Origin of the sequence: Pseudomonas sp. B21-010 (assembly GCF_024749325.1) — a bacterium.
Lineage (GTDB): Bacteria > Pseudomonadota > Gammaproteobacteria > Pseudomonadales > Pseudomonadaceae > Aquipseudomonas > Aquipseudomonas kilonensis.
Genome location: NZ_CP087198.1, coordinates 4,496,218 through 4,513,858 on the forward strand (window position 1 = coordinate 4,496,218; position 17,641 = coordinate 4,513,858).

The 17,641-nt window shown below is 59.9% G+C and carries 23 protein-coding genes; 2 read left to right on the top strand and 21 right to left on the bottom strand.

What is annotated here, in order from left to right; genetic code table 11:
* Nucleotides 1-24 precede the first annotated feature (24 nt).
* Both LOY50_RS19740 and LOY50_RS19745 read left to right on the top strand, forming a co-directional pair.
* The gene (locus tag LOY50_RS19740; RefSeq protein ID WP_258688958.1) at nucleotides 25-576 is read left to right on the top strand and encodes a hypothetical protein; all 552 of its coding nucleotides are present in this window, start codon (nucleotides 25-27) and stop codon (nucleotides 574-576) included.
* On the top strand, nucleotides 576-1,781 hold the full coding sequence (locus tag LOY50_RS19745; protein ID WP_258688959.1) for a DGQHR domain-containing protein: 1,206 nt from the start codon (nucleotides 576-578) through the stop codon (nucleotides 1,779-1,781). The genes LOY50_RS19740 and LOY50_RS19745 overlap by 1 nt, the downstream gene beginning before the upstream one ends.
* Nucleotides 1,782-1,877: 96 nt before the next feature.
* Here the strand turns inward: LOY50_RS19745 and LOY50_RS19750 are convergent, their stop codons facing one another.
* The 21 genes from LOY50_RS19750 to LOY50_RS19850 are packed head-to-tail and all read right to left on the bottom strand — an operon-like array spanning nucleotide 1,878 to nucleotide 17,604.
* Nucleotides 1,878-2,858 (bottom strand): hypothetical protein, encoded by a 981-nt coding sequence (locus tag LOY50_RS19750; protein WP_258688960.1) that lies wholly within the window; start codon nucleotides 2,856-2,858, stop codon nucleotides 1,878-1,880.
* The gene (locus LOY50_RS19755; protein ID WP_258688962.1) at nucleotides 2,831-3,535 is read right to left on the bottom strand and encodes a hypothetical protein; all 705 of its coding nucleotides are present in this window, start codon (nucleotides 3,533-3,535) and stop codon (nucleotides 2,831-2,833) included. Before LOY50_RS19755 ends, LOY50_RS19750 begins: the two co-directional genes overlap by 28 nt.
* Nucleotides 3,532-4,077, bottom strand: a complete 546-nt coding sequence (locus tag LOY50_RS19760; protein WP_258688964.1) for a DNA-binding protein — start codon at nucleotides 4,075-4,077, stop codon at nucleotides 3,532-3,534. Before LOY50_RS19760 ends, LOY50_RS19755 begins: the two co-directional genes overlap by 4 nt.
* Nucleotides 4,074-5,006: a hypothetical protein gene (locus LOY50_RS19765; protein WP_258688965.1), complete on the bottom strand. Its 933-nt coding sequence runs from the start codon at nucleotides 5,004-5,006 to the stop codon at nucleotides 4,074-4,076. The genes LOY50_RS19760 and LOY50_RS19765 overlap by 4 nt, the downstream gene beginning before the upstream one ends.
* Nucleotides 4,999-5,637: a hypothetical protein gene (locus LOY50_RS19770; RefSeq protein ID WP_258688966.1), complete on the bottom strand. Its 639-nt coding sequence runs from the start codon at nucleotides 5,635-5,637 to the stop codon at nucleotides 4,999-5,001. The genes LOY50_RS19765 and LOY50_RS19770 overlap by 8 nt, the downstream gene beginning before the upstream one ends.
* A 2-nt stretch (nucleotides 5,638-5,639) precedes the next feature.
* Nucleotides 5,640-8,219: a phage tail protein gene (locus LOY50_RS19775; RefSeq protein WP_258688967.1), complete on the bottom strand. Its 2,580-nt coding sequence runs from the start codon at nucleotides 8,217-8,219 to the stop codon at nucleotides 5,640-5,642.
* A 9-nt stretch (nucleotides 8,220-8,228) separates the two neighbouring features.
* Complete coding sequence (locus tag LOY50_RS19780; protein ID WP_099312221.1) at nucleotides 8,229-8,753, bottom strand: phage tail protein; 525 nt, start codon at nucleotides 8,751-8,753, stop codon at nucleotides 8,229-8,231.
* Nucleotides 8,750-9,922 (bottom strand): baseplate J/gp47 family protein, encoded by a 1,173-nt coding sequence (locus tag LOY50_RS19785; RefSeq protein ID WP_258688968.1) that lies wholly within the window; start codon nucleotides 9,920-9,922, stop codon nucleotides 8,750-8,752. Before LOY50_RS19785 ends, LOY50_RS19780 begins: the two co-directional genes overlap by 4 nt.
* On the bottom strand, nucleotides 9,919-10,236 hold the full coding sequence (locus LOY50_RS19790; protein WP_226476991.1) for a DUF2590 family protein: 318 nt from the start codon (nucleotides 10,234-10,236) through the stop codon (nucleotides 9,919-9,921). The genes LOY50_RS19785 and LOY50_RS19790 overlap by 4 nt, the downstream gene beginning before the upstream one ends.
* Nucleotides 10,233-12,545 carry a phage tail tape measure protein gene (locus LOY50_RS19795; protein ID WP_258688970.1) on the bottom strand — a complete coding sequence of 771 codons (2,313 nt, stop codon included), beginning with the start codon at nucleotides 12,543-12,545 and terminating at the stop codon, nucleotides 10,233-10,235. The genes LOY50_RS19790 and LOY50_RS19795 overlap by 4 nt, the downstream gene beginning before the upstream one ends.
* Before the next feature lie 6 nt (nucleotides 12,546-12,551).
* Nucleotides 12,552-12,695, bottom strand: a complete 144-nt coding sequence (locus tag LOY50_RS19800; RefSeq protein ID WP_370881270.1) for a DUF6890 family protein — start codon at nucleotides 12,693-12,695, stop codon at nucleotides 12,552-12,554.
* 20 nt (nucleotides 12,696-12,715) lie between these two features.
* Nucleotides 12,716-13,003: a putative phage tail assembly chaperone gene (locus LOY50_RS19805; RefSeq protein ID WP_099312215.1), complete on the bottom strand. Its 288-nt coding sequence runs from the start codon at nucleotides 13,001-13,003 to the stop codon at nucleotides 12,716-12,718.
* Nucleotides 13,004-13,038: 35 nt separating this feature from the next.
* On the bottom strand, nucleotides 13,039-13,491 hold the full coding sequence (locus LOY50_RS19810; protein WP_258688972.1) for a lysis protein: 453 nt from the start codon (nucleotides 13,489-13,491) through the stop codon (nucleotides 13,039-13,041).
* Complete coding sequence (locus tag LOY50_RS19815) at nucleotides 13,491-14,024, bottom strand: lysozyme (RefSeq protein ID WP_258688973.1); 534 nt, start codon at nucleotides 14,022-14,024, stop codon at nucleotides 13,491-13,493. Before LOY50_RS19815 ends, LOY50_RS19810 begins: the two co-directional genes overlap by 1 nt.
* Nucleotides 14,021-14,227, bottom strand: coding sequence for a hypothetical protein (locus LOY50_RS19820; protein WP_063033543.1), 207 nt, complete (start codon nucleotides 14,225-14,227; stop codon nucleotides 14,021-14,023). Before LOY50_RS19820 ends, LOY50_RS19815 begins: the two co-directional genes overlap by 4 nt.
* Nucleotides 14,224-14,442, bottom strand: a complete 219-nt coding sequence (locus tag LOY50_RS19825; protein ID WP_258688974.1) for a TraR/DksA family transcriptional regulator — start codon at nucleotides 14,440-14,442, stop codon at nucleotides 14,224-14,226. Before LOY50_RS19825 ends, LOY50_RS19820 begins: the two co-directional genes overlap by 4 nt.
* Nucleotides 14,442-14,891, bottom strand: a complete 450-nt coding sequence (locus LOY50_RS19830; RefSeq protein ID WP_099312207.1) for a phage protein — start codon at nucleotides 14,889-14,891, stop codon at nucleotides 14,442-14,444. Before LOY50_RS19830 ends, LOY50_RS19825 begins: the two co-directional genes overlap by 1 nt.
* A gap of 5 nt (nucleotides 14,892-14,896) precedes the next feature.
* Nucleotides 14,897-16,018, bottom strand: a complete 1,122-nt coding sequence (locus tag LOY50_RS19835) for a DUF2586 domain-containing protein (RefSeq protein ID WP_258688975.1) — start codon at nucleotides 16,016-16,018, stop codon at nucleotides 14,897-14,899.
* Nucleotides 16,019-16,029: 11 nt separating this feature from the next.
* Nucleotides 16,030-16,710: a phage virion morphogenesis protein gene (locus tag LOY50_RS19840; protein ID WP_258691261.1), complete on the bottom strand. Its 681-nt coding sequence runs from the start codon at nucleotides 16,708-16,710 to the stop codon at nucleotides 16,030-16,032.
* Entirely contained in the window at nucleotides 16,700-17,146 is a 447-nt protein-coding gene (locus LOY50_RS19845; protein WP_258688976.1) for a phage tail protein, read from the bottom strand. Before LOY50_RS19845 ends, LOY50_RS19840 begins: the two co-directional genes overlap by 11 nt.
* Nucleotides 17,143-17,604: a head completion/stabilization protein gene (locus LOY50_RS19850; RefSeq protein WP_258691262.1), complete on the bottom strand. Its 462-nt coding sequence runs from the start codon at nucleotides 17,602-17,604 to the stop codon at nucleotides 17,143-17,145. Before LOY50_RS19850 ends, LOY50_RS19845 begins: the two co-directional genes overlap by 4 nt.
* Nucleotides 17,605-17,641: the final 37 nt, after the last annotated feature.

A 17,641-nucleotide genomic window follows, 5' to 3' on the forward strand; every position in this document is an offset into this window, starting at 1 on the left:
TCATGCTTTCCATATGAAGCGCACATGAGTGCCCTAAAAAAATTTGCAGTATTGTGGGTACTGACAAGCCTACCAGTCATTTTTGCCGCGCTCTTGTCACCAGTTAACTTGGGAGGTGATGCAGCACTTTCCGATTGGATTGATAGATTAAGTGAGTCAATTTCCGTATCCGAACAATTTGTGTATACGGCTTCTTTTCTCACTCCAATCCTTTACATATGGTATGAAAAATACATTAATTCAAGCCAAGATAGTTTCAACAAGAAACTGTCGCAAAGCCTGCGGGAGCTATTTAATGGCTATGGAACGGTTGTATTTACTGCTCTGTTGATGATTTTACTTACAGCATCTGCATTTAGTGCATTAAAGACCAATCCTGACAATTTCAAGTCTACTTACTTGAACCTTTTTCTGACCAAATATTCAGTATTTATTTATCTATTTGCACTCTACTGCTGGTACCTTTCATTATTGGATGGGATCCATGCGGGCGACTTTGTCGTCGCCACTCGAAAGTCAGAGAAAATGGTATCGAATGGTTTAGCTGAGCGATTGAAATTCCGAGGAGATACATAATGAGCAACAAGGAATTATGCTTACCGGTTCTGAAAGTAGAACAGCCGATTGGCACGTTTTACATTGCCTCGGTAAAAGCGAAGGACTTGGTAGAGATCTCATTCTCTGACGTTCGGCGTTTGGCAGAGGATCAGCGAGACTTAGAAAAGTATCTTGGCATTCAACGCCCAGTAAGCCCAAAACGCATTAAAGACATAAAAAAATACATTCAAGGCAATGACGCGACCTTTCCTACTTCAGTGATACTTGCAGTTGATGAGCGCTGCGCTGAATACGAAGCCATCAATGATTACATGGGCACACTTACTCTGAGAGCTTTTGACCCAACCGCAGACTCAGAAGAGAGCGGAATACCATTTGATAAAATCGCAAAAGTTATAGATGGACAGCATCGAATCGCTGCCTTTATGGACGATGATCGAAACTGGAGCTTCGATTACGGAGAAAACGAGTTCGACATAAACGTATCTCTGTTCATAGGCGCCGACGTTTCCGAACAAGCCAATATATTTGCGACAGTGAACCTAGCACAAACAAAAGTTAACAAAAGCCTAGTTTATGATCTTACAGAACTTGCAAACACATCTAGCCCATATAAAACATGCCACAACGTAGCTGTCGCACTAGATGACGAGCCTTCGAGCCCGCTCTACAAAAGAATCAAACGGCTGGGAACTGCAACTCCGGGTAGAAAAAAAGAACCTTTGACTCAGGCCTCGTTTGTAGAGTCCTTGGTAAAGTTTATTTCACCGGATCCAGTTCAAGACAGAAACGATCTTTTGGCAAATCGAAAGCTAAAAACGGCCAACGAACTCGAGTTAAAGAAGTTCCCATTCCGCAATATGTTTATTTCAGACAAAGAAGTCGACATTGCTGAAATTATTTATAACTATTTTTCCGCAATCGAAATGAAATGGCCCGAATCTTGGAAGGCAGTTGATCGGGTTGGTAACCTTCTTCCGAGATCGAACGCATTCAAGGCCTTCATGATTTATCTAAGAGAAGATCTGTACCCTGAACTGGCGAGGGAAGACTACGGCCGAATCCCAACAGTTAAAGAGTTTGCACAGCAGCTGAAGCATATCGAACTGAAAGACGAAGACTTCACCATCCGAAACTTCGCGCCTGGAAGCGGTGGTCAATCAACATTCTTGAAAATGCTGAGGGGCGAAATTACTTTAAAAGACATGCTCCAGGAGGATTAAAAGTCTGGCTAGCAAACGCATGCTTTCTCGCTAGCAAAAATCTTGTGAGAAAGCATGTGTTATGCCTGCTAAGCCCTGCGGATTACCTATGCCTATTTATTCGAGCGTCACATCTTTCAATTTCATCGCCAAGGAAAAGGCACGTGTTGACTTGGCGATAAAAGCAGATGAATCGGCAGGACTGGGCGACGCCCCAGGTAGGTGAGTATGAACCGCAAGTTGGGTATTCATTTGCTGTATTAAATCTAACAACTCGCACACGACTTGGAAAAGATTAACAGAATGCGAGCCGATCCAACTTTTCGGTGCCTGCATCCGCTGGCTAACACCCGCCACACTCTGACGCCCCCCTTCAACCTTTTCCTCCATGTCCCCACCCACCGTGGCGTTGTGCTTCTGCCCCACCACCATGTTCAAGTCTCTCCCGGTTGCCTGGTGCAGATCATCCACCGCCGCCAGGCTCGCAGATCCGCCCGACAACAGCTTGAGCGCGCCCAGGGCTTCAAGCGTCTTGATGCCCCCAACCGACTCCGTTGAATGGTCGTCCACGGTCCTGGTGTGGCTCTGGTACCGCTCGGTGTTGCCCATCGCCTCCACTTCCCGCTCGATCGCCTTGTCCAGGATCTTGCCGTCAGTCTGGCGTAGCCAGTTACCGTCGGCGTCGACGCGCTGCTGGCACGCCTCGCTGTGCTGCCAAACCTGGTCCCCCTTCGGAACGCTGGGCATGCTCAGGCCGTGGGGCAGAATAGTTTGGATATAGGGCTTGTGCGGCAGGCCGTAGGCAAAGCACACCACAACCTGGGTGCCTTCCTCCGGAAACGCATAGATGCCCATCTCTTCGCCACCGGTGGGCAGCGGTAAAGGCACACCGGCCAGGATCGGCAGCTTAGTGTCTGGTTCGCCGTCCGGCCCCATGACCTCGATGTCGACCGCGTAGCGCGGGCGGAAGTCGTCGCAGATCCCGGCGCCGGCGGGCGCGTCGGCCACGGCGACGACGCGGGCAAAGCGTGGCAGGTGGTAACCACCGGTGAGTTCGGGGAATTGTCGTTCTACGCTGCGGCGGATTGCGTCGTCCATCGGATGGCCATCTGGTTGTCGATGAGCGCCACACTGGTGATGCGCTCGCCGTGATTGATCGTTGCACCTGGTCGCAACCCGGGAAGGGCTGCAATCATGGCGCTCTGGTTGCCCTGGTAGTCGTCGAACAGTTCCACCGGCAGCTGCAGCGGCGTGCGCACGCCAAAAAAGCTGTCGGCCCAACTGCCCACAAACACTTCGCCGTCACCCTGCTGCTGCCAGATGAAGTCGGGGATGTTGAAAACCCGGGCCAGGCTGTCCATGGCTTGATAGCCGGCAGCCAGGCTGTAGAAAAATGGCGTCTTGACGCTCGCATAGGTCTGTTCCGGGACGCGAAAGCGCAAGCCGGTGTGCTGGCCGATCTCGACCAGGACGGCGCGCAGGTCGACGTGACGCAGGTTCAACGGCAGCGGTTTGGCCAGGATCGCGGCCAGCTCACGACAGAACAGCACCTGCTGGGTGCTGCTGGCCGTGGTGGAGCGCTCGACGTAGCCGATAAAGTGCCGCTGCAGCGTGCTGTCGTTGTAGCCGATATCGAGCGTTACCAGGCCTTTAACCGGGGCTTTGGCCTGGATAGTAAACGTCGCCCGCCCGGGGCTTTTGGCGTCCAGCCGGACTTCGTTTTTGACCAGGACATAGGGCACGCCGTTAACGGCCAATTCCTTGTGGAGCTTCATGCCTTGGGACTCCCGCCTAACCAGGTATCCACCTTTTTAAGCGTCGCTTCAAAGCCGGTCAGTTCCTCGGGCCCACCTGGTGTGTCGCCACCGGTACCGCCGACCGCGCCGCCCGGGCCAGACTGCGCCGTCACCGAGTTGCCCGATCGGCGCCCTTCCACTTTTTCCGGATTGGAGAGCTTTTCGGTCAGGGTGAACTGGATCAGCCAGCCGCGCAGGTTGTCGTCTTCCCGAGCGCTCACGCCTTCGGTGAACGTCACCTGACGCATGCCGAACGCGGCAGCGGTGTCGTTGACGATGCGGTATGTCTTAAGCTGGCCACCGCCTTCGGTCGCTTCCACCAGGTGCATCAGGTCGCGCAACTGCACCTGGTCAACAAACGGAATCATCAGGCTGACGGTCAGGGTTTTGGGCTTGAAACCCTTGTGCCCCTTGTCGGTGTTGCTGGTCTGGCCGGACAGATCGTCGCTTTCAATGCGCAGGTTGCCGGTGACTTTGAGGTTCTTCCCGCGCACCTCTTGCCCGTCGAGTAGCAGTGTCATAGGCCCACCAGTTCACGAACAAAGCTCAGGCCCTGCTCAGATCCCACCAGCAGCGCGCCGGCGCACAACACCCATTCGTGTCCCGGGGCGTCACCGGCCAGCAGTTGGCCGCGCAGCTCGGTAGCGTTGCCCGGGCCGATCAGCCGTGCGCGCATGCTGCTGTCAGGGTTGCCATCAGCCAGTAGGGCTTTCAGGTCAGCCAGTTGCTTGTCACGGCCCTGTTGCTGGGCGGCTTTCCGGTTGGCCAGGGCCGAGAGGTCGGCCATGGGCGAACTGTCGGCGGCGTAACTCTCCAGGACGGCGATCTGTCCGGCCATGGATTGCTGGGCAGCTTTAACCACAGTGCAACGCTCCAGGGGCAGATCCTGCCAGCGTGGCAACGCGCCGGCGGTGGGGATCTCCCACTTTTCCGTCTCCAGTTTGGACAGGTGCCGCGCTCGGCGCTCGGCCCGCACCAGGTCAGGCATCGGCAGCAAGGCATTGAACCGCGCCAGGCTCTCGGCCAACTGATCAAAGCGAGTGGCCAGGAACATCAGGCATAGGGCGTGCTGCTGACCATCGGGCCGGCCTGTGTCGCTCACGTCCACCAGTTTGCCGGCCAACTGCTGCAGCAAGTTCGGTGCAGACAGAAAACACTGGTAGCCGCGGCCCTGCCCAATGCCACTTTGAAACGGTGTCACCACCAGGCAGGCCGGGGCCTCGCCCATTTGATCGGCGAGCGCGGCACGACCTGCAGCGATCGCGCCTTGGGCAGCACCACCCACCGGCCCCGGGCTGGTACTGGTCTTGCCACTCAAATCAGCCAGGCGTTTAGCCGTGCTGGCCAGCTCGCCGCCGGCCAGGCCCTGGGCGGCTGACAATTGCCCCATCCATTCGGTGGCCTGCGCGGGCCAGCGCATTGTCACCGGTGCCCAGTTCGCGTCAGGCATTGGGCAGTACCAGGGCAGGTAATTCGGCCACCAGCTCGGCGCTGGTCGGTGCCTTGCGCTTGTCCTGCTCGATGGCGGCCAACTGCTCGTAGCAGTAGGCCCAGCACAGTGAGCGCCAGGTGCGGAACGCCAACCCATCCGCCTGAAACTTCGGTACCGAAGGTTCATCCGCGTAGGTGATCGCGTCCTTCAGGTCACTGTAGCCGGAGGCTTTCGCCGTTCTATCGAGGAACATCTGGACGCTGGACACATACTCGGATTTGCGCTGCTCCCAGGTCAGCGGCGGCGGGTCGACAGCCACGGGCCGGCCCTTCACCGCTTGAATGACTTTTCCCATAGCCTGGGCGGCAAACAACGATTGGTACTCGCCCAGGGTAATTTCCAACAGTTCGCCGGCAGGTGGCAGGCTGCAGCCCGGGTTGGAAACCTCAACCAGGGGCGGCATGGCTTTCGGGTCTTTCACTTTGATCGTCGGGGCCTTGTCCTTCGAACCTTCGGAGGCCATCCAGCTGGGATCCGGGACACTGATCATCGGCTGTTTCCACTTCGGGTCGGCTACCAGCAAGGTGCGCTCGCCGTGGGCGCGTGTGTCGTAAAAGCCTGCGGTTGTGGCGTGAAAAAATATGCTCATGATTAGTAGCCTGTGGCCTCCCAATAAATGTCATCTGGCGAGCTGAACGGGCCAGAAATCACGGAAAATTGGCTGTTGCTGACGATCAACGTGTTCGTGCCTGTGGCAGGGTCCGAATAGAAAAGGCTGGTCCGGGAGGCGACCAGGGACACGCAGCGGTTCGGGAAAGCGATCGGAAAACTGCGGTGGGTCACGGTGTCAGAGGCACCCAGGGTGATGCCCCACTGACGGATCAACCCGGTTTGTGCACACTTCCACCAGCCGTTTGGGCCAAGGGATGCGTTGTTCTTGAGCACCGCACCAGGTACATCGGGTGTCGCCTGGGGGAGATTGGTCAGGCCTCCGGCATTACCGCTGTAGCTGCCGGCGATACTTAAATTTCCGCCTTCACTGAGGGTCATCGCGTGGTTGGTTGCCCCAACGTGCATCACTACTCTTGCAGGGCTCGCGGAGCCACCACCGGCATGCACATCTACGGACGCCAAATGGCGCTCTGCCCAGTTGGTCGCTTTCCACACGAGATAGGCGTTGCCGTTGTCCGGGCAGTCGACTTGCACAGCGGGGAGTCGGGTTCGCCAATCGACGTACGCACCGCCCATTGCACGGAAATCGAACCGTGCAGGCCCGCTCAAGGTACCGCCACTCAACGGCAGCTTTGAGTTATCCGCGATCGCAATGTTGGCGGTGCCATCGAACGACACACCGTTAATCAGCCGAGGCGTGGCCAGCTTGGTCGCTGTGGCGGCGTTGCCTGTCACCGCAATGTCGTAGGTACCGCTCAGTCGGGCTCTGGGCAGCGTGCCCAGGGTCAGAGCACTGGCGTTCAAGCCGCTCAACTGCCCACCGTCGCCAAAATACGAGCCTTTGACGGTCAGGTGCCCCGCACCGTCCAACGTGAATGCTGCGACGGTACCGCCGACGTGCATGACCACGGACGGTAATGAAGCCGATGTTCCGCCGGCATAAACTTCCATAGCGGCCAAGTGTCGCTCGCTCCAATTGGTGCCTTTCCACACGGAATACGCGGCGCCATTGGATGCGCAGTCAATCTGGATAGCGGTTTGGCGCTCCTGCCAACTGACAAATGATCCGCCGATCGTAGGCACGTTGAATCGCACGCCGCCGGTCAGCGTCCCGCCGCTAAGTGGCAACTTGGAGCCGTCGCCAATCGCGATGTTTTGGGTACCGTCGAACGCCACGCCGTTGATCAGGCGGGCCGTTTCCAAACGGGTGGCCGTACCAGCATTGCCGGTGACCTGGATGTCATAGGAGCCGGACAGGTTTACCCGGGGCACCGTTCCTGCAGTAAGGGCGCCGGCGTTGAGGTTAACCAGTCCGCCACCGTCGCCAGATAGTTTCCCGGTAATAGCCACGCCGGCGTCAGAAACACGCACGCCGTTGCCGTAGATATACCCATCAGTGCCCAAGCCCATGAACAGGGTTTTAAAGCCGGTAGACGAGCCGTAACCGCCGATGCTGCCCACGATGTTGCCGCCGGACGTGAACGTCATCCCACGCGCCCAGGCGCTGCCGAAATAGTTGCCGGCGGCGTAGACCACATCACCGATCATCGTGCCGCCAGTCAGCGGCAGTTTGGTGGCGTCCTGCACCGTGATGTCTTGGGTACCGTCGAAGGGCACACCGTTGATAGCGCGGGGGTTGGCCAGCTTGGTGGCGGACCCCGACCGTAAGTCAGGGTAATGGCCCACCTTGGCGGCGAAGTGATCCACCAGCGGGCCGTCGATTGGCGCAATCGTGCGCAGATCGTTGATCTGGTTCGCGTTCACCAGGTGCGCCAAGGGAATGCAGTAGTGCCAGGAACCGTCAGTGTCTAGGTAGTCGACCTGGTTGGGATCAAAAACCACTTTCCAACTGGCCTGCACGTCGTTCAACTCACGGCGCAATGACACATGCAGCCACACCGGTGCCGGTACCGCCGGCGGCGCGATCGGCAAGGCGCTGGCCAGCTCCACGCGGATGCCTTCGATGTAGGCCAACCCGGGCTTGAGTTGATACCCGGCCCCAACCTTTTCCACCTGCAGGCCGCTACGGTAGAAACAGGCACGACCAAATACGTCGCGATTGCTCAGCCGCTCGCGCTCGTCAATGCCCTTTAGGCGCACGGTGAAGTCATGCTGCCAAGTGCTGGCGTCAATGGTGATGCCGGTCAGCGCCTGGGCCCCGTCGAACACCACTAGGATATTGCGGGTGACGTTGTTGCCCAGCTGCAGCGGCGGAATGTTCTTTCGCTTTTGCTGCACAGGCACGTAGGCCACGGCGAGCAATACATTCTCGGCGGTTTCCAGGCCGATCCAGTTCCAATCAAAGTCGCCGACATCGCTGCCCAACATCGAGCTGTAAACCACCTGGTTGGGGTTCACAAAGCCGATGTTCTGTTTCGGGATCGTGTAGGTGTGGACGATCTGCGCCGCCGGCGGTTTACCGGCTGCGCGGTTGACCGGAGCATTTGGGTTCAGGCCTGGCACGCTGGCGAAGACAAAGCGCACGACATCGAGGCGCTGCTGTGCGCCTGTTTTTTTGGCGATCAGGCTTTCACCTGCAAGGGTAATACTGGCTCCCATGGGGGACTCCTACAGGCGGGCGATCAGCGTTTGCTGATCATCGTTAAAGTCAGCCGCGACAATGCGCAGCGATACGGGGGTGATGGTCACAAAGTCATAGCGCCGGCACGTGCGGCCGTACTGCTGAATCAGCACGCGCAGCAGCTCGGGGTTCTGCGATAGCTGGGAGTCGGAAAGGCGCAGCAGCACCACGTCCCAGTCCCGATCGGGCATACGCTCGTCTATCTCGACGTAGCCCACGCCCAGACGCTGCAGGATGCGTTTGAGCCCAGCTGTGCTGCCGGCGTCGACGGCGTTGATAAATGCGAACTTGACCCGCAAGCGATACAAACTTTCAGGCTCGTCCTTGAACCGGGTGGTGTCCCGCTGCCAGGCCAGCAGATCGAGGACGGTCAGGTGGCAGGTCTCGGCGTCCATCTGCAGGAGCGGCCATTGCAGCCAGCCTTCGACTTTCTCCCACCAGGACTGGGCGGCGGCCTTCAGCTTGGTGAGCTGTGGTCCATCGAGCCAGAACGGCAAATTCAGCTTGATCATGCCAACACCACCTGCAGGCTGCTGATCCTGGGAATGGTCAGCTCTGACACGATGTCGGCGTTCTCGAAGTGCAGCGACTCGATGCCGGCGAACTGCTGGTGGAGTTCTTCGCCCAGGCGACTGAATGAAAAGCGCGACTGTGGATAAGTCAGTGTTGGCTGATAGTCGCCGGCGCTGCTTTCGCGGAAGGCCGCACGAATGAACAGTTCCACTTCCGCCTGCAGCTTGGTGCGCTGCTCTGCGGTCAGTAGCTGACGTGGCCACACGGTCAAGCTCAACGCGTGCTGGGTTTCAGGCATGACCATGACCAACAGATCATCGCCGTGGCCATGATTGCCCTGGTCGCGGATATGCGCGTTGATTTGCTCCAGGTATGTCGCCGCCGGCACGTCTGCATCAAACAGTACGTAGGCATTGGCACTGCCTGGGCCCCGGGGGGCTCCGTGCAGGAAATACACACCATCGGGCCGCACGCCCGGGAAGACTGAAATCATGGCGCGGTATACCGAATCGGTGTGCCACTGATTGACCGCCGAGAACTGGTTGCGCACCCTCAAACGCAGCTGATCGTCCGGTTCAGGATCTGCACCAGGTGCGATCAACCAGCCGTCGACGTTCACCACCTGGGCGATGCCGGCAATGGGTACCGGCAGGATCGCGTAGTAACCCGGGGCCAGGTTGTAGCCGCTGCCAACCTCTTGGGCTTCTACCGGGACTTCCAGCTGCTGCAGGCCGTCTGCAAAGGTTGCGGCCTGCGTGGTGATCAGTTGGTAAATATGGCCGTTGATAGCGGCGGATTGCACCAGGACGCCGGCGGGCAGCTCCAGCACGCCGCCGGCGACGTCCCGGGTAAACAACAGCATGCCCTGGGCCTTGGTCGCACCTTTGCGCTCGACGTTGACCGCCCAGGCCAGCATGTCCAGCCACTTGTCCCGGGCAGTTTTTACAAAGAAGTTGGGCAGGACCGTGTCACTGACAAAGCTGATCAGCCACATGACCGGTTTAGTCACCAGGGCCGTGATCACACGCCAGAACGGCGAATAAGCGCTGGTGTTGCTCATCTTGCTGCCCTGGGAGGCTACTTCCTTTTCCCAGGCCTTACGCAAGCCGTCCTCGGTGGTGGGAATGCCGGCGTCAGCGAGCGCCTGTTTAAAATCTACGTCGCTCACAGGGTCACCTCGATGTCGCCAAACTTAAGCGTTTTGGCCGTGACCAGGTACTGGCCGGACTGCACCTGGTTAATCAGTGCGGTGCCCGGCACCAAGCGTTCGTCCGCCTCCACCAGCAGTTCCAGTTGCTGGATGCAGTCGCGTTGGCGCAGGCGGCTACGCTCAGCCACCAGCGTCACCAGCAGGCCGCTTTCGCGGATCATGTGCGCGATGTCCTGGGCGATGCTGGCCCGGTCCTCGATCAGCAGCGGCTGACGGGACGGGTCCAGCGACAGGTCGTTGTCGACGATCAACAGGTCGATGTATTCGCTCATCCGCCCACCGCCATGGCCAACATGCCTTCCAGCTCCAGCGGGTTCATCGGTTTACCGGTGTGAATGTTGACGTTCTCCACGTGGGTGCCCTTGTTCTGGGTTTGGTTATTGTTCTGGATACTGCTCAGCAGGCCGCCCCGGGGCACGGCGTCGGGCCGCTTCGGTGACAGGCTGGCCACAGATCCATTCATGCGTTGCTGGCTTTGCTCGGCCTTTTCAGTGGGTGCCGGCGCGGTCACCAGCGCCGGCGGCTGCTTCGGCTGCGGGATGTTTAGCTGCGGCCCGATTGGCGCCGGTACCTTCAAGGCAGGCGCGGCCACCAGTGCCGGCGCTGTGCGCGGGGGCTCGGGTGCCGTAAGGGGCTGCGGAATAGGCGCCGGCGTTTTCGGTACCGGGGCCAGCACCAACGCTGGCGGCTGTGCCTTGGGTTGCAATGCATTGAGCGCAGGCATGGCCGGGGCCTGTGCCTTCTGCGCGGCAGCCATTACCAGGGGCGGCCCCTGGACGGGTTGCTGGGGAGCGCTCACGAGCTGAGGCAGCAACGGTGCCTCGACCGTCGGGCCGGTGATGGTGGGCAGTTGCGGTGCCGCCGGCATGTCGCCAAACGCGGCATCAATCTGCACGCCCGGGATCTTGTTCAGCATCTCGATCAAGCCATTGATGGCCGATTTAAAGATATTGACGATGCCGTCCCACGCGGCGCTGGCCATGCCCGACCAACCGCCCATGGAGTTGAACCAGTCAGACAGCGCCGTCAGCTGGCCGCTGATCCACTTAAACGCCTCGGTGTTCATCAAGGCGCCGGTCCACTCATCCCAGTAGATGATCGCTGCCGCTACGACGCCGATCAGAAGGGCGATGCCCATCACAATGACGCCGACCGGGTTGGCCGCCATTGCCACGTTGACCAGCCAGATCGCGCCCTGCCACAACAACATGGCCCCACGGATAATGCCGAGGGCCGTATACAGCAGGACCAAACCGGTGACGTACAGTGCAATGAGGGCCACCTGCAGGATGAACGCAGCCACAGAGCGCAGCTGCAGCAGCTGTACCACTCGCCAGACTGTAACCAATGACAGCCAGACCATCTTGCTGAGTCCGACCACAAAGGTCAGCGCTGCCAGGCCAGCCGTCAGCCCAAGGACCACCAGGCTGATAATGCTGATCAGACGGGTGATGTTGGGGAACAACTGCGACCAGCGTGTCAGGGTCGTGGCCACGCCGGTCAGCCTGGCCATGAGCGGCTGCAGGATTGGCATCAAGGATTGGCCGAACGCGATACGCAACGCCTGCACGGCGCTGCCGAACTGCTGCCACGGGTCGACCATGGCCATGGCCATCTTCTCGGCGTTTTCCAGGCCTCGCACGTTGCCCAGTTGGTCCATGCCGTTCTTTAAGCGGTCGGTGTCGCCCATCAGGGTGGTGATCAAGCGCGCCGCTTCACCGCCAAATGCGTCACGCAGCTTCTTGCCGTTGGCCTCAATCGACAGATCCCCGAACTTGCCTTTGAGCTTGTCCAGGATGTCCATCATAGGCAGCAACTTGCCCTGCTGATCCACAAAGGACATACCGAGCTTTTCCGATGCGCCGCTGACGTTCTCAAAGAACGACTTGTACAGGCCGCCTGCCTCGCCCCCGTCCATGGTGCTGCCCAGGGTGCCCAGGACCGCCATCTGTTCAGCCAGGCTCACACCGGCGGTGCTGGCCAGGCCGCCGGCGGCCTTGAAGGCCTCCCCGATCTGCTCGCCGCTGGTACGGAACAGTTTCACAGCCGTCGCCGTCTGGCCGGTCAGGTTGTCCACCCACTGGCCTTTGCCCATGGCATCGGCCTGGCCCTTGAACAGGTTGTACATGGTGCCGACGTACTGCCCCATGGTGCCGGCGTCCGACTTGGTGGCCTTGGCCAGCAGGTTGCTGGCATTGGTGAACGTCGCCAACTGGCTGCCGCTCAGGCCCTTAATCGCGCCCTCGATGCTGTACGCCGAGGCCACAAAGTCCCGGGCGTTTTCACCGTAGGCCACCGAAAAATCCAGGGACTTTTTATTCAGCGCATCCAACGCTTCTTCAGCTACGCCCAGCGATCGGACCTCGCCCAGGGCACGGTTCATCTCCAGGGCAGGTTCCAGGGATCCGCTGATGGCCATCCCGGCGCCCACCATCCCAGCGAGGCCAATGCCCATCTGGGTGATGTTCTTCTGGCTCTGTGCTGCCAGGTCAGAAAAGCCCGTTTTGACCTTGCCCAGCGGGGCGGTGACCTTATCGGTCAGGTTCAAAATGAAGGCCAGGCGGGCGCTTTTGTCAGCCATCTGTGGTTATCCGTTCAATGCGTGGGCGATGCCGTTGGCGATGGCGATTTCCATCCGCCGCCAGTGTTCGTCCTCCAGCCACTTGGCCGTGCCCATCACCTCGGCGGTGGGCTCGGCACCTGGTAGCCAGCGACCGGCCAAGGCCAGCAGTTGGCCCAGGCCGTTTTCGGTCAGTCGTTCGGCGTGGTCGAGGGCTTTTTTACGGTGACTTCAACGTCTGGGCTGTATTCCTCCAGGAGCGCGCCGGCCAGCTGCATGACCAATACCGGGTTGCCCAGCATCGGCTTGAGGGTGGCGCGTTCTTCCTGCTTAACGGTGTTCACCAGGAGGTTGTTCGCCGGCGCGACCTTGTTGGTCTGGGTCACGGCGTTGAAGTACTTGGTCACGTCCTGCGGGGTCAGCTCAAAGGTGAATTCCTTGTCGCCTACTTCCAGGGTGATCTCGCGTTTATCGGTCATTCGTGTTGCTCCGTTTAGGTTTTAAAGTGGGTGAATCAGCGCAGGCAAACCCGGCGCACGTGGTCCTGCAGCCCCAGGATCATTTGCTTGCTGAGGGCAAGCTGATCTCTGAGGGTGAAATAATCCGATCGAGCGTCTGCTGAGAGTTCGGCGGATCCGCCATCAGCCACGCCGCTGGCGCCGGCATCGCCGGGCTTGGGGGCGCTGCAGGTGGCTTTGATCCGCAGCCGGCTAAGGCCATCGTCAACAGCACGGCGCAGACCGTCGTTTTGGGCGCGTTCATTGTTCAGTTCCTGGGTACGTTGAAGGTCGATAGCGTCACGCTCGGCCAGCCTCTCGCCGGCGAGGCGGGCCGCTTCGCGCAGGCCCTCCACTTCGAACAAGGCGCTGTCGCGTTCGCTGCGGGCGGTATCGCGCTGACCTTCCAGCAGGTCGAAAGCGAACCAGGCCACCAGGCACAGCACCAGGGGGAAAATGGCTTCGCGCATTACAAACCCGCCTTGCACAGCTGTGCTTCGGCCAACCGGCGCCGGTGCAGGCCCCGTACAAATTCCTTTTGCCCCTGGGCGGTGGTGACGTAGGCCCACACTGGGGTTTTGCCGTCAGCGGCCCACGCCAGCGCGTTGCATCCGTCCTTGATGCGCCCGGCATTGATCAGCGCGACGGCACGACTGGCGCAGGTGCTGGGCACGCCGAAGTTGTGGCTATGGCTGCTCAGCGCGTCGAAGGTGCTCTGGCCCACGTCCTGGTTGGTGATGCAGTCCGCCAACTGCAACTGGCCCTTGCTGATCACCAGCTGTTCCACCTCGTCGCACCGCGCGTCTGACCAGTAGTCACCGACCACCACCGGATAAGGGCTGGTATGGCGGGTGATGCCTTTGCACACGGTCGGCAGGCCCTGGGCGAGCTTGTCGGCATACACGGTGTTCTGGCCGTTGCCTTCCCAGGTACCGAGGAACACCACCAGCGTGGAGCTGCAGAGCGCAATGGCGCCGGCGGCGATCTTGCCGCGCAGGCTCATGGCTTCACCTTCCAGTCGCGCAACATCTGGCGATACTTCGGAACCAACAGCAGGATCTGCAGCACCATGTAAACGGCAGTCAGCATGTAGGCAACAGCCGACCAGTCGACGGCCCCTGTCGCTCCAGTTGCCGCTACTCCGATCGCAGGTGACGCCTTCGCGAGTGCGATGGCGGTGTCCTGGGCCGCCTGATTCGTACTCATCGCCGCCCTCCTTTCTCGAAAAAGGACTGGCACAGGACGCAGCGGGTTTTGCCGCCGAGCGCCTGGCGCGCTGCAGGAATCTCGTTATTACAGTCCTGGCAGTGGGTAAGGCTTGGGCCCGCTGACTCACGCCGGGCCTGGGCCAACTGGGCGTTGATAGCCTGGTCCCGCTGACGTTGTTCCAGGGCTTGGGCGCGATCGAACGGGCAGACCATCAGCTAATGCCCTCGATCTCGGTGGCATCCAGATACGGCACGCCGTTGATGCGGATAAAGTCCGGGCTGGTGACCTCAAACGGCACCTTGTGCTTGGTCTTTTCGCCGCCCTTGGGATCAATGCTCAGCAGGCTGGAGACCTTTAACTTGCAGCCGAAGGCCTCAATGCGCAGCTCGTCGTCGCCAGCCTTGGCAAAAAACACCGCGTCGAAGGCCTCCAGCTTGCGAAAGCTGCCGGCACTGCGTGCCGCCTCGATCAACAGATTGAAGTTGGTGGAATCCAGCTCCAGGTCGCCAGCAGCCGCCACATCGCCGTCGACGTAGCCGTCAGGCACGCCCCGGGTTTGCGCGGTCTTGCTGTTGTCGGTGATGTCCAGGGTGCAGCTCTCGACGTGGACCTGCAGGTCGCCCAAGTTCACGTCAAAGTTCTTGCCGCCAATACGTGACATGGGGGTTACTCCGAATCGTCGTTGGAAAGGTCCAGGGCGATGTTCGCCGTGAGGTCTTTCGGGCAGTTGTGGGGCTTGATCTTGATGAACGCCTCTACGGCGGTTTTGCTCTTCCAGACCAGCACGATGTCGCCGTCCTTCGGCGATTCGATCTCGCCCGGGAACACCTCGCCGGCGAACTTCACTGACTTGGCCATACGGCGCAGAGGCGCCATTAGCGCGGTGATGTTCACGGCCATGCTGTTGGGGGTGTTGTTCAGGCGCCGATCGCCCACGCGGCGAATCAGCAGCGGACGGACTTGGCGAGCGGCCTTGTCAGCCAGGCGCAGGTATTCGATTACCTGGTAGTCACTGCCAGGGGTGTCCAGCATGTTGCCGTCACCCCAGTACACGCCCGGGTAATCGGAATAGGTCTGGGAGACGGAGAAACGCGCCTTATCCAGCTCCGATCGGATCGAGGACGGCAGTGGCACGCCTTCGGAGTCCACAGGCACTGGTCCCAGGCCCAGCAGCGCGCCAGTGGCCACGCGCATAGGGCTGTCAGCAATACTTACTGCAGCATTGGCCAGGCGACCGGCCAACACGCCCAGGTCGTTACCGTGTAGTTGCGGCACCACCAACACCCGGGGCGCAGCCAGGCCGCCAGTGATTGCCTTCTGGGCTACCAGGTATTCCGCCCAGCTCTGGAAAGGGCTCAGCGACAGGCCTGCCGTGGCCGCCATGACAAAAACACGACGACCATAGGTGTCATTCATCGACACCGCCGCGTCGTGCATTGCCGACAGTTCGGCACCGGTGGCCACCGGCTTGGTGATCACCACCGCTTCGACGGAAAAGCCCTGCTGCTGGGACATTTCCAGGGCCTTGGCCCAGTCGCCATCCGCTGCGATCGGCGCCGCCAGGCAGGCCCAGCGATCGCCACCGTTCAAGCGTGCTGCAGTGATCTGGGTTTTCAGGTCACTGGCTGGCACGCCCAGGGCGGCATCCAGGTCGCTGTCGGTGTTGAGGGCGATCAATTTGCCGGTGTTTTTCGGACCGGGGCCGATGTACAGAAAATAGCGTTCGATCTCAGTCACGGCACCTTGGCCCAGATTGAGATTGTTAACGCTGACTTTGCCAAGTGCCATGCTGTGCCTCGTTAGCGGGGTGAATTAAGGATTTGTTGGAAGACCTGGTTAACCAACTCGCGGGTTTCGCTCCCGGTCTCTACCCCGAGGAACTGGCGTTTTGGCAGGGTGATGTCCCAGCTTTGCGCGCCCGATGTCTCGGTTTTTTCATCGTTCAAAATGCGGATCAGCAAGCCGGCCTTGGCGTAGTTCACGTGTTCCTGAATCCATGCCACTGACGGCCTGGTCAGCGTCTTTTTGCCCTTCTGCCGGGTGCGAAACCCCAGCCGGCGTAAGCGCTTGGCTTGTTTGTCGGTGCAGGCAATTCCCGGCGGGACTTTGTTCCAGCGCCTCATCTGTGCAGCGGTACGCCGCTCGCTGACGCCGTTGTGCTGCTGGGATGCAACCCACCGGGTAAGCGCGTTTTTCCAGCCCAGTTCGGCTTCATCGGAACTGACGCGGGTGACCTGCAGCAGCTTGGCCAGGCCGGCTTCCATCTTCTTTTTGCCCTTGGCAGACCCCTTGCGCTCTGCGAAGGGGCTGCCGTCCAGATTCTTTTGTTCACGTACCCGCTTGCGGCTCATCGAGCGCACGCGCTTGGTCACGTTGTTCAACAGCCGCCGGCGCAACTGGGGCGACAGGTCAAGCAACGCCAACTGGGCATCGATGTTGAGCAAACCCCTGACATCGAGGTCGAGCGGGCTAGCGGCCATGACCGACCTCGCCCTGTTCAGCAATCCACAGGTCGAACGGCATGAACGCCCAGGTCTTGTTGAACGCCTCGATCTCGCCGGCGGGATCCTCGGCCAGGTATTGCGGCTCAACGAATTCCAGCGACAGCTCCACGTCGAAGCTGTCCTGGTCCAGGGGCTCAACGGCGAACAGTGGCGCCGGCAGGTCGTGGCGGTACCGATCGGGATCGTGGGTTTCCAGCCAACTGCCCACCAGGGCCATCAGCCTGGCCGGGTGACCGGTGAAACGCTCCAGGGAGAACGCAGCGCGGTAGCGCATATCAGCCATGTGCAGGCCGTCGCGGTCGGGCTTCCAAATCAGCTCCAGACTGACCTGTTCGGTCCAGCTGTCGAACTGCTCCGGGGGCACCAGGTTGCGGGCCATCAGGTAGGCGGTCAGCGCCTGCAGCTGGATCACTGCAAAGACGCCGTGATGCGGCCACGGCCCTGCAGAGCGCGAACGGCTTGCTGGCTGAAGGCCAAGAATGTTTCAGCCCGCTCCGGGGCTTCCTTGCCGGTGTTCTCGGCGCTGTCCCTGCGGGTAACCGTGGCGAACTGCGGCAGCAAATTGGCTTTGGTGCGGCAGTACACGGCGCGCTTGTACAGCTTCACCTTGAACGTACGCTCGGGCAGCAGCACCGTGTCTGCGGCTTCAACGTTGTTGATACCGAAGGCCTGCCACCGGGCCTTGCACTTGGCCAGGTCGCCGTTGACCTCGATCATGGCCATCGTCAAATCACCGCCCAGCAGCTCTACCAGGTACTCCGCCGGCAGGCGGTATTCCTTCTGGAACTCGGACAGAGAGAGGTTCGGCCAAAAGCCGTCGTTCTCGATTGTCTGCTCCACAAAGGTGGTAGGTTTCCCGGAAAAGCTCATCGCTGGGCGCTCAAATAGGGCGGGGAGCCTGTTTTCA